Origin of the sequence: Hungatella effluvii, assembly GCF_003201875.1 — a bacterium.
In the GTDB taxonomy this organism is placed as follows: Bacteria; Bacillota; Clostridia; order Lachnospirales; family Lachnospiraceae; genus Hungatella; species Hungatella effluvii.
On sequence record NZ_QJKD01000009.1, the window covers coordinates 209,676 to 226,017 of the forward strand.

A 16,342-nucleotide genomic window follows, 5' to 3' on the forward strand; every position below is an offset into this window, starting at 1 on the left:
TGTAATCGGTGTTTGATATAATGTAAACAGGCAAAAGAGATTATATCTATTTGTAGCACAAAGCGAAACCCTCAGGACCGCAATTCCTGAGGGTTTTATTTGGGTTAGTTGTCGTCCTTATTTCTGTCTAACCACTTGCATATGTAATAGGCAATTACATTTACCATGACAGAAACAATAAAAGAGATTATATCTTGCATTTGTCGCACCCCTTTCTGTTGCCAGATTGGGTGCGACAACACAAATAGTATATCATAAATATCAAAGTTGAACTATATTATTTTGTTGAGAAAAGGGGAGGAGTTTTATGGGGGAGGGAATGCTCTGCCAAGGGTGCTGCGGCTCAGGCGAAGTTAAATAATAAGTAATATTGCGATTTATACAGAAACTACCGCTTGATTTTGCAGACTGTGTGATAAAATACAGGCAGGCGAAAGAGATTAATTATATATGTATACACAAAGCGAAAGTCCCAGAGTTGCACCCCTGGGACTTTCTTTAGGCTAATTGACGCTTTTGTTATCTCCTGTCCAGCCATATGCAAATAAAAGTGGCTGGATCATTAGGAAAAAGCTTAAAGGTGCAGATTAAATAACAGAGGAGTACGAGAAATACCGGCTGTTGAAATGAAATAAATATAATTCCTGAACAGGTTTAAGATCTCACTGACCATAAGAAGAGAATACCGCATCTCCTCCAGTGTCTCCGGGGGGGGGGGGACAGTCTTCAATACCGATGATAGTTATCAGCTTGCCGGGATCCCCGAGACAGAACAGAAACGCGGCTTTTGCTCCGCGTGCCTTAAACCAGCTTCTGAGGCGGGGATCTTCAACGGATGCGGTGTCAGGAAATGAGACGGCGGGAAACTCCGGAGTGATATTCCAGTCCAGCGAGCAGAGCTCCTCTAAAGAGTCCGCCATGAAATGGGTTCCGGCACTGCACCAGTTATAAATATTTTTAAACGGCTCTCCTCCTGTTTTCTGGCACAGGTAAATGCGGTCGTCGCGGAAGACGCGCCCGATAAATTCCAGAAGAATAGGACTGGAGCGGCTCCTCAAATGACAGCCGGCGAACAGGGGATTCCTCGTTTCCGTATATGCAGTAGTGGCCTCGGCCGAGCACAATCTCATAGCGTTTTTTATTTAAGACCAGCTTCTCCTGGTCTTTTTTCGTGGCGGTAATGTCATGGAAAATACAGTGAAAGTATGGCGCTGCCGGGCGTCCCGCCTCAGCTCGGCACTGGTCCAGACCCAGCGGACTTCCCCGCCTTTCGTGATCAGCCGATTTTCATACATGAAGACTTTGCCGGAGGATGTCTGCCGTTTGATCTCCTCCTTCAGGGACAGCCTGTCTCGCTCATATGATACCTCTTATCATGGTTCTCCCCATATTAGTGGAAAAATGTTACCGAAGCAAGTCAAATATGTGGTAATAAATGGAAAAATAATTTGCTTACAGGAAGCAAAATAGCGGAAAAGCTGCCTGAAACCACGGAAATACCGAAGGATGAAGGCCCATGGCATACCTTTTCAGCGATTGGACCAGGATTACGGGGACTGTGTTGGCGGTTGTGTAATACCATTTGATCGAGTATAATAGTTTAGAAGAAGCAGTATGACAAATGAGGCAGCGATGCCGGAAAAACGGGGGATAAAGAGGATGAGGAGAAGAGGGGCAAGGCGTTTGGTATTGAGATATGGAATCGTTGGTCTTCTGGCTGCGGGGCTGCTTTCCGGGTGCTCCGGTACGGGGGAACTGGAGGCTCAGAACCAGGAGCTGAAGTCGCAGGTGGAGAGCCTGTCAGCGGTAAAGGAGAGTCTTGAAGGCGAGAAGGAAAGCCTTTCCTCCGAACTGGCGTCGGCGAAGGAGCAGAAGGAAGAGGCTGGGAAGAAAGCCGCGTCTCTACAGGCGACGATCGACGAGATGGCTAAGGAAGCGGAAATCCAGGCTGGGGATGTGGTCGTCAGACTGATTGGGAAAGAGGACGTGGAGAAAGACTCCTCCAAATGGATATTTAACAGCTACAGCAATTTGAACTTTGAGATTACAAACAATACGGACAAAGATATACAGGGAATCCAGGGAAAATTAAAGATCATGGATCTGTTCGGCAAAGAGATTTTAACAGCCGGATGTGATTTTACCGGACATACCATACCGGCGGGGGAGACCGTGGTCAACGATGATCTGAGCTTTGAAATTAATGATTTTATCGACGAGCATATGAAGCTGTATACGACAGCGTATGAAGACTTAAAATCAGAGTATACGGTGACGCAGATCGTATTTACAGACGGGACAGTAAAGGAATAGGTGAGCAGCCACACTGGTGTCTGCGTGATTACATAGAAAACCTCGGGCTGGTCCTGAGGTTTTTCGCTGTCTGCATGAATTACGGCAAAAAAATGGTCATTCGCGGTCAGATCACACGGCCCAGGCCGGAAAAGACTATAATAAAACCATCAAATGACCCGGAAAGGAATGACAGTTTATGTATGAACTCAGAGAAAAGAAAGAAGAAGGAACGAAGAAACCCGTATGGAAAAAGGCGGCGGCATGTATTCTGGCGCTGTTGTTATTTTTTGCCTGCTCCGCGCTGCTTTATGTAACAAAGCTGGCGACATCCACACAGAAAATCCCGGATGCGGACATCAAGGCGATCAGCAATGATTATCTGAATGAAGCGACGGAGAAGCAGATGGACGATTACTGGACAGTGGCTATTTTCGGCGTGGACAGCCGCAACGGCGACCTTGGAAAAGGAACCAGCGCGGACACTCAGATGCTTCTCACGCTTAACCGCGCCAACGGGGAAATCCGGCTGGTATCCGTTTACCGCGATACGCTGCTGATGAGCAATGTGAAGGAAGGAAAGTGCCGGAAGATAAACTCCAGTTATTCGGAAGGCGGACCGGAGCAGGCCGTCACGGCATTAAATGAAAACCTGGATTTGAAAATCGGGGATTACGTTTCCTTTTCCTGGAAGGCAGCTGCCGACGCGGTCAACCTGCTGGGGGGAATCGATATGGATATCACAAAGGCCGAGTATGCGTATATCAATGCATTTATCACAGAAACCGTGGATAGTACGGGAATTCCTTCGGTACATTTAACGGGCCCGGGGCCGACTCATCTCGATGGTGTCCAGGCCGTCGCCTACAGCCGGCTGCGTCTGATGGACACCGACATGAACCGGACGGAGAGACAGCGGAAGGTGATCGAGGCCGTATTGGAGAAGCTGAAGCAGGCGGATATTCCGACGATCAACCGTCTTCTGGAGACTGTGCTGCCACAGGTCGCAACCAGCATAGACGCAGGCGACTATCTGGAACTGGGAAAGAACGCCGGAAACTACCGAATTGTAAAAACCGAAGGCTTTCCGACGGTATACAAGGCGGCCACGCTTGGAAAGCTTGGAAGCTGTCTGATTCCCAACACGCTGGAATCCAATGTGACGGCGCTTCATGAATTCCTATACGAAGATCAGGACTATCAGAACTCAGACCGGGTGAAAGAGATCGGGGGAGAAATTATTAAACAGGCATTGGGAGAGTGAGGTGACACCATGATTCGGATAGCAGTTTGTGATGATGAGCCCGCATTTGCAGAGCGGGTGAAGACGCTCATTGAAGCAGAGTGCCGCGCGCTTTCCGTTTCGTCGGAGACGGTTCTCTATACCGACAGCGGCATGCTGGCCTATGACATCGGGGAGAAGCGGTATTTCGATATGCTTTTCCTCGATATCGAGATGCCTGGTTTCTCCGGCATGGAGCTGGCGGATTTAATAAAGGATTCGCTGCCCCAGGCGCTTGTCTCCTTTATAACCTCCCATACAAAGTACGCGGTCAAGTCCTTTGAGCTCTCCATCTTCCGCTATATACCGAAGGCGGAGGTGGAAAGCTGCTTATCCATGGCGGTTTCGGATGGGATTCGGCTGCTTTCCTGGAAGGTGAAGGAGTGTTACGTGGTGGAAGCACCGCGCCAGATCATGAAGGTGGCGATGAGCGACATTCTCTATATCTATAAAAAACAGAAATATTCATGTCTGGTTCTGCCTGGGGAGGAGGTGCCGGTCCGAAAGGCGCTGGGACAGGTGAAAGAGGAGCTTGGCAGAGAGGAGTTCCTGATGATTGAGAGAGGCTACATGATCAACCTTTACCATGTCAGAAAAATGGAAGGCGCATCCGTGGTTATGGACGATGGGACCGTGCTGCCGGTGAGCCAGAGCCATGTAAAAGAAGTGAGAGAGACCATTACCGGTTTCTTCCGGAGGCATCTGTCAATTACCCATGTCTAATGCCCGATGAAGTGGGGCAGGCCCAGACACAGGCTTGTAACTCAACTACACGTAGTACGACATGTTGTTCATGTCTCCTACCTCAAACGCTGGCTACAATAGGCTGCGGGAAAGTCCCCCTCACATACGTTCGGCGGAATAGTTGACGGCAGCCCGCCTGTTTTGGTTATGCCTGACAGGCCTCTGCGAACAGAGTATTACAGCCTTTATGGTAGATGTTTATGGCCCCGGTTCGGTCGTCATTACTTCGGTAACCGCATATAGTACAGCAAAATTCATGTTTTTTTCTGTTGCGGTTAGCTTTTGTCGTATTCCCGCAGACCGGGCAACTCTGGCTGGTGTACTTCGGGTTGATCGCAAGGATTTCTGACTGCGACAGCACGGCTTTGTATTCCAGCATCTCCCGGAACTGGCTGAATGCCCAGGAGACCATTACATACCGGGACTTTAAACGGACATGTTCTGTGACAGTGCGTATCCCGGTTAAATCTTCTATAATAAAAAGCGTCCCGGCTCCATACTGTGAGATAAGTGCCTTCGTGACTGCGTGGTTTACCGCGGTTACGTAACGGTTTTCTTTCTCCCGGAGCTTTTTTAGTTTCCGCTTTGCTGATTTTGTCCCACATGCCTGCAGGCGTTTCCGCAGGCCAAGGGCTTTCGCGCGCTTTTCCTTGACCGCGCGGCCGGAAAAGAACCTGGTGTACCCTTTATCATCAAAGGAAACTGCCAAATGGTTCACACCCAGATCAATTCCAACGATATGGTTTAAGATATTCCTGTTCTCTACTTCCAGGGTGACCGGAATATGTAGATAATATTTCCTGTTTTTTCGAATCAGTTTAGCAGTGCCAAAGCGTCCGCCGGCACGAAACCAGTGTTCCATCCCTTTGGGTTCGAAGGGGATATGTAACCTGCCGGAAAGGGTATTTAAGCTAATGGACTGGTTCGATATGGAGTAATCCCGGTTCCAGACCAGATCATATTCGAAGTTTCGAAAAGATACTTTCGTAAAAGGGTGTCCATTGCTTTTCATGGATTGATATTTTGCAAGGACCGTCTTAAATACACTCTGAGTCATCTGAGAGCGGAGCCCGAACTGCTGTCTGACAGGGTAATATAAGGCATGGTCTAATGCGAGATAGCGTATTCCTTCCTGTCCAAAAACGAATACGGAGACAAAGTTCAGAACATCCCGAATAACGGACAGGGTCTTATTCAAAATAAGCATCTGTTCTGAGGTAGGGTATAGTTTGATTTTAGCAGTAATGGTAATAGATTTCATAGATTTGATACCTCATAATAGATTTACGATCTAAGTATATTTTACCATATTAAAGAGTAAAAGGCAAACAAATGTTTGAAAAACTAAAAAGGAGAAGGAGCTCGCGAAAGAGTCAGGAGGGGCACATTTTCTCTCATGTCTAAAGACACAAGTCTCCATGTGCATTTGATGAATACCATATTTCAGCTTTGTGAATTTGCGGCCTATTTTTTGGAGGCATTGATCTGCTATTTTTTTATCCAGCTGTTTTTTCCGGAGAAAGCGAAGGGGAAACTCAGCTTTTTCCTGTTGTCCGGTGTTCTGCTTCTGACGCTGCAGCTTGCGGATTCTCTCCATGTGTATCCATTTCTGGTTACCCTGTGGTTTGTCTTTTATATCTGTATGACTACGGTTCTCATTTTCCACGTGGATGTGTTTTATGCCGTTTCCCTGGTGAGCTTCTATATTCTGTGTGTCTACATTATTGATTTCTTCTGTATTTCGGTGATGGGGGTATTTTTGAAGAACCAGCAGTTCGCACAGATGGTCATCGCACAGCTGTCGCAGTGGCGTCTGGTGTATCAGGCTGCAGACAAGCTGCTGCTGACCGGGGCGTATTTTCTGGCGAGGAAAGCATTTCGCCGGGAGCTGGCCTATAATCCCCGGATGATGTTCCTGACCTCGGGGCTGGGGCTGTGCGGCGTCGGATTTCTGTCATGGCTCACGATTCAGGAGACGAGCCTTCATGCGCTGTTCGGGTGGAGCATGTGCATTATCTTGCTGTTTCTCATCTATTTCCTACTGTTGTTTTACTCGAAATACGTGGGAGAGCAGAAGCAGCGCCTCGCCCTGGAATTGAAGGAGCAGATGATCGACAGGGAGTACGATCTGATGGTCCGGCAGCAGCAGGAGCAGGAAGAGCTGTCGCATGACATGAAAAATCATTTGCTTGTGCTTTCTTCCATGATCGGAGAAGGGAAAATGACAGAGGCGGAAACGTATCTGGAGCGAATGGGAGAGCCGCTGCGCCAGCTGGAGATGATGGTATGGACGGGCAATCCGGTGCTGGATGTGCTGTTGAACAATGCCAGAAGCAGCGCGGCAAAGAAAAAAATCCGCTTTACCATTCAGGCGGATGCGCTGACACTGGGAGATATGGAAGACCGGGAGACGTGCAGCCTGTTTTCCAATCTTTTGGACAACGCCGTGGAGGCAGCAGACCGGGTGGAAAAGGAAGATCGCTGGATTACCGTTAAAATGCGAAAGGCGGGAGACATGATATTCATCGAACTTTCCAACTCCATGACCGGCAGGCCCTCCGTCAAGGACAACCGCCTGGTGACGACGAAACGGGAGGGAACCGGCCATGGGCTGGGACTTAAGAGCGCGGAGCGCGTGGTGGAAAAGTACGGTGGCAGTCTGGTCTGCGAATACGGAGACGGTGTTTTTACGGTTCTGGTGTCCTTTCTGGAAGGGCTGCGAGACCTCTCATAATCCGGCCGTCATCCCAGAAGGCTCCGTGGCCGCCGAGACGGATTGCAGGCTTGTGTCTGCCGTGAAAGTCACTGCCGCAGGTGATAAGAAGACGGTTTTTCTCAGCGACCTCCACGTAATAGGCCGCTGTCTCCTCATCGTGATAAGAGGAAAATGCTTCGATTCCGTCGATTTCGCGAAAGAGCATACTCTCCAGCAGCTCGGTTTCGCCGCGGCCGAGATTCTGACCGGGGTGGGCCAGGACGCTGATTCCTCCGGCATCGTGGATCAGAGATACGGCGTCGGCAAGGGAAATGTAGTGGATCGGTACATAGGCAGGCTTACCTTCTGAGAAGAAATCCCAATAAAACCGCACATTTGGCATGTCGCTTTTTGCTCCGCCCGGAAGATACGGGCGGAGTATTTCATATTGCGGGGCTTCTTTTTTTGCGAGGAGAATATCCGCGATCAACTCGCCTGGAACGACGCCGTCGCTGGAGGCCGTCAGGACCTCAGCCTCATCGACCGGGATTCCTGTGGCGCTCTGAAATAATCGGATTTTCTCTCTGGCCGCCATTTTCTCCTGCTCCAGAATATCCTGTTCGATCTGTGCGAATTCCTTTCGCGTATGGTCGAAGCAGTATCCAAGCAGGTGGAAGTTCCTGCCTTTATGGGTGCAGTCCAGCTCGACTCCGGAGATGACGCGAAGGCCGAAGGCGGCGCAGTCCGAAAGGGCTTCTGACTGGGCCGCGGCGACGCTGCGGACCGAGTTGTGATCCGTTATGGCGATTAAGTCCATGCCCTGTGCCCTGGACATTGCAACGATTTCCTGTGGTGTGTATTCTCCGTCGTCACTGGCTGCTGAATGGATGTGTAAATCAAGCTTTGACATTGAAGATCTCCCTTCTGTTTCTTTGATGGATGTATTATTTGGTGTGACTGGGCTCTGCGATTATTACAAAATAAAGGCGGGTCAATGTTTCTGCGATTCCCGAGTTTTCTGCCGCCTGCGGAAATAAAAGTAAATAAACTGCAGGAGCAGAATTCCTGCGGTTGAGATCAGGTAGAGAATCCGGATACTGGTAAATGCGGCGGGACCGGCCGCAGCAGAACCGGCCGCTGCGGTGCGGGCGTCGATCAATCCTTTGACTGCGCCTCCGATCATCGGGCCGAGGATGGAGCCGAGACCGATGGCTGCCGTATAAAAATTATCATAGACAATCCGGTTATCCGCCGGCATCAGTTCGTATCTGCGGTTAAATACGGAGATCACAAATCCGGCGTTGGCTGCCGAGGATATGAGAAACGCGGCCGGAATAAAAAGGTACCAGTTCTGAGCGGAGGCGAAGGACATGAACAGAGTCTCACCTGCAAAGAACCAGATGGACATTTTTAAGGTAAATTCATGGCCGCAGCGGTCACTTAACCTTCCCCAGAAACTGAGCAGAACGATCTGCGGCAGAGAGATGATCATGTATAGTCCGGTCACGATCTGATAGGGGAGCGCCAGATATTTCATCATGTAAACCATGGTATAGCTGTCGGAAATGGTAAGCAGCAGGTAAAAGATAAAGATGTAAGCCACAAAGCCTGTAAAGCATCGGTTTTTGAGAGGCAGTCCGGCGATGTCCCGGAAGCGGCAGCCTCTGCTGGAGGACTGGTACGGTTCCCCGTCTGGTGTTCCTGCCAGGAGAATCACTTCAAAGATTCCCATCAGGGCTGCAGCGGCAAACAGGATGGCGAAACCGATATATTTCCCTTCCATGAGGTCCATAAAACGGCCGCCAGCCAGCGACAGAACCACTGTGACCGTGAGCGTCAGCGTCTGCCTTAGGGAAATGTACCGGCCGCTCCTTTTTTCATCGATAAAACCCAGCATCCACTGGTTCAGCACCACTGTCGTCTGGGCCTGAAGTGCGAAGGCAGCAACGACGGTGGGAACAAATACGTAAAGCTGCATCCTGGCTGGAAACAGAACCGGTATGGTGACAAGGAAAAGTGTTGCCAGGCGGGAGAGGATCGTGAGTACTATCGTCATTTTTTTGCGGCTGGTAAATCGCTCCAGAAATGCTGGAAATACGAGGATCAGCACGCCGCAGATATTGACGATGACGCTTAAATAACTGACCAGAATGTCACCGGCTCCCATGAGAATCGCGAGGCCGCTTAAGAAAACGCCGCTGGTCAGATACGTAAACGCTGTGCCGAATCCGGCCTGGACGAGAAAGCAGGCACGGGGCCGGGAGTCCGGCAGGCCCTCACCCCCGGGCCGGGGTTTCATGGCTGCTCCTTTATAAACTGAACGTCGTCAAAGATTTTCCCGGCTGTTAAGTACGCCATGCCGTCGTGATAGTCGTGCCAGAGATCGGCCGAATACAGAATCTCCGCGGACATGTGTCTCGGAAGAAGAGCGGAGAAGCCGTCGCTGATGGGACCGATACAGTCTTTGCGCAGATCGGGGCCGCCCAGGACGACATACTGGGGATTTAAAATGCCGCAGATCCAGCCGATGATCCGGATCATCAGATTGGTGTAAGCTTTGTCATCCGCTGCTTCCATCAGCCACTCATCGAGAATCCGGCCATCCTCCATGGGAACCAGTCCCAGCTCCCCGGCGAAATTGCGAAAGCCGCGGACGACCCGCCCGCCGACGATGAAACCGGCACTGACACACGTTTTTTCCAGGTGAAGATACGCCATATTCGTGAGATCCGGGGCCTCGCAGGGAAATTCCCTGGCATAGCAGCGGCCGAAGCCGATGGCTGTGGCATTTAAGTCATTCTCCATAACGATGGGAATGTGATACCGCCCGGCGAGGCGGTCTCCTAAGTCATGGCGGCATAATTCGTCGCTGCTGCCGCTCCCTTTCCAGAACGAACCGTCTTCGACGATGCCCGGTACGCCGATTCCGATGGACTTTATATCCTTTCGCGCAATTAGTTCATCGAGGTACGCGGTGATGGCCGGCTCGTAGTCGTCGCCTGTAAACTCCAGTCTGCAAGTCTCTAAAATTTCTCCACAGATTCCTACAAGCAGTCCGTGCATCTCACTGCCCGAGATACAGATCGCCGCGCCGTAGTACTTATCCGGCTTGAAGCGGTACCGTTCCGCCTTTCGTCCACCGCTGGATTCGTCGTGTCCAATGCTCTCGATTTCCCCGTTTTCCATCATCTCGGCCAGAAGAGAGCGGACCGTCGTAGAACTGATCTGCGTCTCACCAGCGATTTCCGCCCTGGTCGCAGTGCCTCTGTTTTTGATCACTCTGCGGATCAGTGAAAGATTCGCCTGTTTTAAAAGCCGTGGTCTGGCGGTTAATGTGTCCATAAGAACGCCTCCTTGAAACTTTTGTTGGAAACTTTTATAAGTTTATAATAAAAGTATATGCGGGAACGAAAGAACTGTCAATAGAGAAAAAATATTTTTCTCTATTGACAGTTCTGGAGATCAGGAGGCGACGGGGATTTGTTTCATTCTATGATACAGGATTGTCTGTATTTTTTTGAAAATCTGAGATACTTTTAGAACGGGCGGCTAACTTCAGCCAGGCTGTCAGGATATTTACGTCTTTTTGTAAATGAATTCTGTCATGAAGTGCGTCGGGAACAGGGCCTAATTCTGAAAGCAGTTCTATGATGCTTCTTTCAATGCCTTTTTCAATTCCTAAATGTTCCCGTTGTTCCAGTTTGTCAGCAAAAAGTTCTTCCAGTGCGTTACACAAATTGCATCCCTCCTTATATTTTTTCCAGTTTGCCCTTATGATTAAATCCATGGCCGCCTCATAGACGGGGGTGTTTTCTTTCCCTTTATAAGCTTTTGCCAGCGGTTCGATATCCTCTCCTATCTTTAAATCAGAGCGCAGACGGCTGAGCCATATCGTTTCTACCGGTGATAGCTGATGAATAATCAGCAGTTGAAATTTGAACAGCAGTTTGGATATGTAATAGATTCCAGGGAATTTTTCTGTAATATCACTGCCATATGTCTTTCTTAAAAACGTTATCAGCTTATCCGGATACTGGTTTACAACCAGTGTTACCGTTATCTCCGAAGGCTGAATTTTTGGTTCCCGTCCAGCGGCCTGATAAAGACAGGCATAGCCGTTTACCTTGAAAAAGTCATTGATCCCGAATGAAGCTCCAGGATTTTTATATTCCACGATATTATAGCGGCTGAAAATACGGCCGATACTTTTGGTAATTTTTCGATTGGACTCTTTTATGATCAGTGTATCAATCTGAAGAGGTTTTTTTGTCAGGTTAAACTCTTCATGAAACTGCAGATACTCTTTCTCGCCCTCCAGTTCAATCTGCAGCACGGCTTGAAATGCCGGATGCCATTGTAAGGGTTTGTGCTCCATATGGTTCTCCTTTTATTATATAGAAAATTCGGATGAACAGCAATAGGCATTCATAGGCATTTCCTCCTTCTGCACATTTTTTGTGGTTAAATATCAGGAATTGTGACCGAGATGGTCTTCTGTCGTACTTCCGTACGGGAGATTGTCTGAAGGACAATGAGAGATCAGTCTTCGTCCCAAAGGACAGAATAATAATCAAGTATGAAGTAATTATAACATATATTTACTGTAATGTCATGCAGTAAATTTGTAGTTGCAGTAAGTGTAAATTTGCAGCCGCATCAAGTGAGAGAAGGGAGGGACCAGCAATAGCGGAAAGGAAACGCAGATCGTTTCCTTCCCCCCTATTGATGATCCAACACCAGTAAAATACTGAGGTTTCCCTTTTAAATTTCAATCACTTTTCCCTTGGAAAGTCTTGACTCCTCCGCCGCAAACGCGACGAGGTGGCTGTTAATGGACTGCTCCAGCGAGGTGATCCCCTCCGGCTCTTTTCCGGTCTGAAGCATGTCGAGGAATTCTTCCAGCATGCGGTTGTCGCCGCCGGCGTGGCCGCTGAAATCCTCGGCCAGCCGGGAGATGTCAATAATCTGACGCGGTTTTCCAAAGAGACCGATCTCGATGGTGTTTTTGTACATGTCGCCGGTGAGATCGCCTTTGGTGCCCATGATCTTGCAGTATCGGGAAGCGCCGTCGCTGGTAAAGCCGCTCATGGTGAAATTAATGGTGCTCCCGTCGGTGTTTTCGATGTTGGTCACCTGATGGTCCACCACATTGTTGTCACAGTGGTAGACACATCGTCCGTAGGGGCCTGTCTTTATGGCTTCGTAGATCGTGTCCGTCGTCGGATGAAGGGCTAAAATGTCCACCGGCCATTCGGTGTGGCCACAGGCGATTCCGGTCTTTTCGTTGGTAACGTAGATCTTTTCTGCATCGAAGGGACAGGAGTCTTTGGCAGCGCAGCCGTCGAGGCAGCGATGCGCGGCGCCTTCCGGGGCGCAGGATTCCTTGAATAAATAGGTGCTGCCCATGGACGTAACGCGGAGCGGGGTCTTGTCAGCCAGCCATAAGTAGAGGTCGAAATCGTGGCACGTCTTCTGAAGGCACATGGGGCTGGTCGTCTCGCTGTTTCTCCAGTTTCCGCGGACAAAGCTGTGCGCCTGATGCCAGTAGCCCACGTTTTCGATGGCCTGGATGGTGACGACGTCGCCGATGATGCCGGAAGCAATCAGTTCCTTCATCTTCGAGAAAAATGGCGTATAGCGGAGCACGTGACAGACAACGATTTTCCGGTCGTATTTTTTTGACGCTTCCAGGAGCTGGCGGCACTCAGAGGGATCGGGGGAGATGGGTTTTTCCATCAAAATGTGGTATCCTCTTTCCAGAGCGGTAAGCGCCTGGGAGACGTGATCGCGGTCCTGGGTGCAGATAAAGACGGCATCGGCCATCTTGGGATGGGCCAGCAGCTCCTCCGCACTGGCAAAGCAGCGCTCCTTTGGAATGTGGTACGTCCCGGCGGTCTCCCGAAGAGCGCCGGGATCGATATCCGCGGCTGCGGTAATCTCCATTTTGTCCGGGTGAAGCAAGGCAAATGGCGCATAGGTGATTCTTCCCCTGCTTCCAAGGCCGACGATGGCTACGGTTGTTTTCATGTGAATTCCTCCTGTTTTATGATAAATTGTTTGTATGAATACTCATGGTTACGGTGGTACGGCGGCTTCCCGGTTCTGACTCGATGGTGAGCTCCGACGACTTTTTAAAATAGAGCTTGATCCGCTTATAGAGGTTGGCCAGGCCGTAGCTCCCCGAGACCGAGCCCACCGGATTCGTATTTTTAAAGGATTCCTGGATCCGTTCCATGGTCTCCTGATCGATGCCGGGGCCGTTGTCGGTGACGGATATGACACAGCCGTCGCCATTTTCCACAATGCGTATGACGATGTGAACCGGTGAAGAGGTGGTTTCTACCGCGTATTTCATGGAATTTTCTACTAACGGGTGAATAAGCAGCTTGGGAATCTGTATGGAGCGCACCTCCGGCTCCACCTGGTATTCCCAGGTCAGACGGTCCCCGAACCGGAACTTCTCCACCTGCAGGTACTGTTCCACAAAGGTCAGCTCCTGATCGATGGTGATGCGGTCGCTCCCTTTTAAAATGTACTGGAACAGCTTGGCCATGGCCATGAGAATTCCGGCGTTGTCCATGTCATTTTTCTGGATCAGGCTCCAGTAGACCGATTCCAGGGCATTGATGATGAAATGAGGGTTGACCTGGGATTGCAGCGCAGTGATTTCCGCTTTGGTCCGCAAAAGTTCTTTTTCAAATACCTGCTCGATCAGACGGTTGTTCTTTTCCACCAGCGCATTGTAATGGATGTTCAGTTCATTGATGTCGGAATTGGAGTAATGCCGGTCGTTGGCCTGCAGCTTTCCGTCGGCGATCACCATGGACTTTCTCATGTCCGACAATGGCTTTGAGATCATGCGCGCAATGAAGAGACTGCAGATCAGGAAAACGCCGGTTCCGATGAGAAAGCCGCAGATCACGATGCCGCTCATCCAGGAGATATCATTGGAGGTCAGTTCCTTCGGAATATAGATGGAAAATGTCCAGCCGGAGTACGAGGAAGTGGAATCGGCCAGCTGGTAATTCCGTTCGAAGGCTTCCGGGTTCATGTCCTTTAGCGTCTTTCCATAGGAAACACGGGTGCCGGCGCAGTCGGTCAGCTCCAGCGTGCAGTCGCCCAGGGCGTTTAAATCCTGGGCGATGGAGACCGTTAAATCCGGCTTCAAATGAACCACGACGTATCCGCCGTGTTCAAAGGCGTAGTCCGCCAGGAGAATCCGCTTGACCGCCATGATGGTATGGCCGCCTCCGGACTCCGATTCTGACAGCAGCCATACGGCCTTACCGTTGTATTCGTCGGCCAGGGCGAGGGCGGTCTCCGGGATGGCGGCAGAGAGCGGCTCCTTAGTGTAAGGATAGATCTGGGCCTTTTTACTGTAGAGTTCGATGGATTCTAAATTGTCCGCGTAATTGATCGTATTCATGGTTTTTAACCGGAGAGTGGAAAAACTCTCCGAGGAAAATGACGCGTTCTGATTATAGTCGTTTAAAATGGTCTGGACCGCCAGGTCGTTGCAGAGACGTTGAAGAGATGAATCCATCTCGGTCAGCGAGGAGTTAAAACGCTCCTGAGCCTGCTTGACGGTGATTTCTATATATTTGGAAGACTGCTGAAGGATGTAGCCGGACATATTTTTATATAAGTAACCGCCGATGCAGAGAAAGGCGATGGCCATCACCAGCATGGAGGAGATGAAGATCTGCCCCGATGTGGTGTTTCCCAATAATTTCAGTTTCTGTTTCATGGCGCCTCCGGTTGCGTGTGGACCAGCATATTTTTATGTTACAGCATCATCATATCAAATTCATATGGTAAAATCAAAAGATATGCATCAAGAAGAAAAAATAGTGGAATTTTACAAAAAAATAGTGTGGTTTCTTTCTTTGTTGTCTATTATATACTAAACATATCTTATGAAGGAGGGATTTACAGATGAAAAAAAGATTAGCAGCAATCGTCTGTGCAGCCGCGCTGGGGGTTACATCACTCACTGGCTGTGCATCAGGAAAGCAGGAGACTACAGCTGCAGGTACGGAGACGACCGCAGCGGCGGCCGCGGAGAAGGCGGCAGGCGAAGAGAGTAAGGCGGAGACGGGCGGGGAAACAGCGGCCAGCCAGGAAGCAGCGGAGATTACATACTGGGATACGGTCGGCAGCGTGTCGGACCGTGAGGCCAAGCTGGCCATGATCGAGCGGTTCGAAGCAGAGAACCCGGGAATCACGGTAAAATATGAGGGAATGGAAGGCGAGGCCTACAAGACTAAGATTAAGACTGTGGTAAGCGCCAACAATCTGCCGGATATCTTCGGATACTGGGTGGGAGAGCAGTTTAAGACGCTTGTAAACTCCGGAAATGTGGAAGATTTGTCTTCCGTTTTTGAGGAGGACACGGCATTTCGCGATACCTTTGTGCCGGGCAGCTTAGACGCGGTATCCTATGACGGCAAGGTCTACGGCGCGCCGACCTCCATTACGTGTATGGCTGTCTGGTATAACAAGGCCATCTTCGAGGAGAACGGAGTGGACGTGCCGAAGACATTTGAGGACTTAAAGGGTGTGATCAACACACTGTCTGATAAGGGCGTGACACCGATTATCGTGGGAGCCAAGGACCGCTGGCCACTTCTCGGCTGGTATTCCTACCTGGCACAGAGAATCGGCGGTGTCGATCTCTACAATGAGGTGTGTTCCGGAGATAAGAACTTCACGGAAGACGCATATGTACAGGCTGGCGAGGAAATCAAGGCTCTGGCGAAGAAAGGCTTTATCAATGGATGCATGTCCGTAGATGCTACGACGGCAGAAGCCTTATTCGCGGCAGGTAAGGGCGCAATCTTAATTACCGGTTCCTGGTCGATTCCGACCTTTACGGAAGACCCGGAGCGCGCAAAGGATTTCTCCTATTTCCCATTCCCGGTGGCAGAGGGCGGAAAAGAGGACGAGGCCGGCTACTTATACGGCGGCGTTGCCAATACCCTGGCGATCAGCAGGTCAACGAAGAATAAAGACGCGGTTGTGAAGTTCTTAAAGTACATGATGAGTGAGGAAGAGCAGACCTTAAGTGTAGAGCGCACAGGAACCTTCTCGACCGTGAAGGTATCTCCGAAGGAAGAGAACATGGACCCGCTGGCATACCAGTTCAGCCAGTACGTATCCGATGGTGTGGAAGGCTTCATTCCGTATACGGATCAGGCCCTGCCTCCGGAACAGGCGGAGAACTTATTAAACGCTTTAACCGCTATCGTTGCGGAAGACAATGCCGACGTCAAGGCGGAGCTTGCAAAGATCAAATAGATTTCACAAATTGGTACAATATTGGGGCCGCG

14 protein-coding genes are annotated in these 16,342 nt (G+C 50.0%); 5 read left to right on the forward strand and 9 right to left on the reverse strand.

All coding sequences use genetic code 11. The annotated features are described in order from the left end of the window. Positions 1-662: 662 nt before the first annotated feature. Both DFR60_RS17785 and DFR60_RS31470 read right to left on the reverse strand, forming a co-directional pair. Positions 663-1,130 carry a hypothetical protein gene (locus tag DFR60_RS17785; RefSeq protein ID WP_110324092.1) on the reverse strand — a complete coding sequence of 156 codons (468 nt, stop codon included), beginning with the start codon at positions 1,128-1,130 and terminating at the stop codon, positions 663-665. Positions 1,131-1,142: 12 nt separating this feature from the next. Further along, the gene (locus tag DFR60_RS31470) at positions 1,143-1,346 is read right to left on the reverse strand and encodes a PAS domain-containing protein (RefSeq protein ID WP_110324093.1); all 204 of its coding nucleotides are present in this window, start codon (positions 1,344-1,346) and stop codon (positions 1,143-1,145) included. A 268-nt stretch (positions 1,347-1,614) separates the two neighbouring features. On the opposite strand from DFR60_RS31470, the gene DFR60_RS17795 reads away from it, so the two are divergent. From DFR60_RS17795 to DFR60_RS17805, 3 genes are all read left to right on the forward strand, one after another. Next, the gene (locus DFR60_RS17795) at positions 1,615-2,313 is read left to right on the forward strand and encodes a hypothetical protein (RefSeq protein ID WP_243005111.1); all 699 of its coding nucleotides are present in this window, start codon (positions 1,615-1,617) and stop codon (positions 2,311-2,313) included. 178 nt (positions 2,314-2,491) lie between these two features. After that, on the forward strand, positions 2,492-3,556 hold the full coding sequence (locus DFR60_RS17800; RefSeq protein WP_110324094.1) for an LCP family protein: 1,065 nt from the start codon (positions 2,492-2,494) through the stop codon (positions 3,554-3,556). 9 nt (positions 3,557-3,565) lie between these two features. After that, complete coding sequence (locus tag DFR60_RS17805; RefSeq protein ID WP_110324095.1) at positions 3,566-4,297, forward strand: LytR/AlgR family response regulator transcription factor; 732 nt, start codon at positions 3,566-3,568, stop codon at positions 4,295-4,297. Positions 4,298-4,463: 166 nt separating this feature from the next. Here the strand turns inward: DFR60_RS17805 and DFR60_RS17810 are convergent, their stop codons facing one another. Continuing rightward, positions 4,464-5,579, reverse strand: a complete 1,116-nt coding sequence (locus DFR60_RS17810) for an RNA-guided endonuclease InsQ/TnpB family protein (protein ID WP_110324096.1) — start codon at positions 5,577-5,579, stop codon at positions 4,464-4,466. A gap of 135 nt (positions 5,580-5,714) precedes the next feature. Between DFR60_RS17810 and DFR60_RS17815 the strand changes: the two genes are divergently transcribed. Continuing rightward, positions 5,715-7,052: a sensor histidine kinase gene (locus DFR60_RS17815; RefSeq protein WP_243005112.1), complete on the forward strand. Its 1,338-nt coding sequence runs from the start codon at positions 5,715-5,717 to the stop codon at positions 7,050-7,052. On the opposite strand, the gene DFR60_RS17820 is transcribed toward DFR60_RS17815, so the two are convergent. From DFR60_RS17820 to DFR60_RS17845, 6 genes are all read right to left on the reverse strand, one after another. Then, complete coding sequence (locus tag DFR60_RS17820; RefSeq protein WP_110324097.1) at positions 7,006-7,923, reverse strand: PHP domain-containing protein; 918 nt, start codon at positions 7,921-7,923, stop codon at positions 7,006-7,008. The genes DFR60_RS17815 and DFR60_RS17820 overlap by 47 nt on opposite strands. An 81-nt stretch (positions 7,924-8,004) precedes the next feature. Continuing rightward, positions 8,005-9,312, reverse strand: coding sequence for an MFS transporter (locus tag DFR60_RS17825; protein WP_110324098.1), 1,308 nt, complete (start codon positions 9,310-9,312; stop codon positions 8,005-8,007). After that, positions 9,309-10,355 carry an ROK family transcriptional regulator gene (locus tag DFR60_RS17830; protein ID WP_110324099.1) on the reverse strand — a complete coding sequence of 349 codons (1,047 nt, stop codon included), beginning with the start codon at positions 10,353-10,355 and terminating at the stop codon, positions 9,309-9,311. Before DFR60_RS17830 ends, DFR60_RS17825 begins: the two co-directional genes overlap by 4 nt. Before the next feature lie 148 nt (positions 10,356-10,503). Then, positions 10,504-11,388: a 3-isopropylmalate dehydrogenase gene (locus DFR60_RS17835; protein ID WP_110324100.1), complete on the reverse strand. Its 885-nt coding sequence runs from the start codon at positions 11,386-11,388 to the stop codon at positions 10,504-10,506. A gap of 386 nt (positions 11,389-11,774) precedes the next feature. Then, positions 11,775-13,040 carry a Gfo/Idh/MocA family oxidoreductase gene (locus DFR60_RS17840; RefSeq protein WP_110324101.1) on the reverse strand — a complete coding sequence of 422 codons (1,266 nt, stop codon included), beginning with the start codon at positions 13,038-13,040 and terminating at the stop codon, positions 11,775-11,777. A gap of 16 nt (positions 13,041-13,056) precedes the next feature. Next, the gene (locus DFR60_RS17845) at positions 13,057-14,760 is read right to left on the reverse strand and encodes a sensor histidine kinase (protein WP_110324102.1); all 1,704 of its coding nucleotides are present in this window, start codon (positions 14,758-14,760) and stop codon (positions 13,057-13,059) included. A gap of 188 nt (positions 14,761-14,948) precedes the next feature. On the opposite strand from DFR60_RS17845, the gene DFR60_RS17850 reads away from it, so the two are divergent. Then, positions 14,949-16,310, forward strand: coding sequence for an ABC transporter substrate-binding protein (locus DFR60_RS17850; protein ID WP_110324103.1), 1,362 nt, complete (start codon positions 14,949-14,951; stop codon positions 16,308-16,310). Positions 16,311-16,342 lie beyond the last annotated feature (32 nt).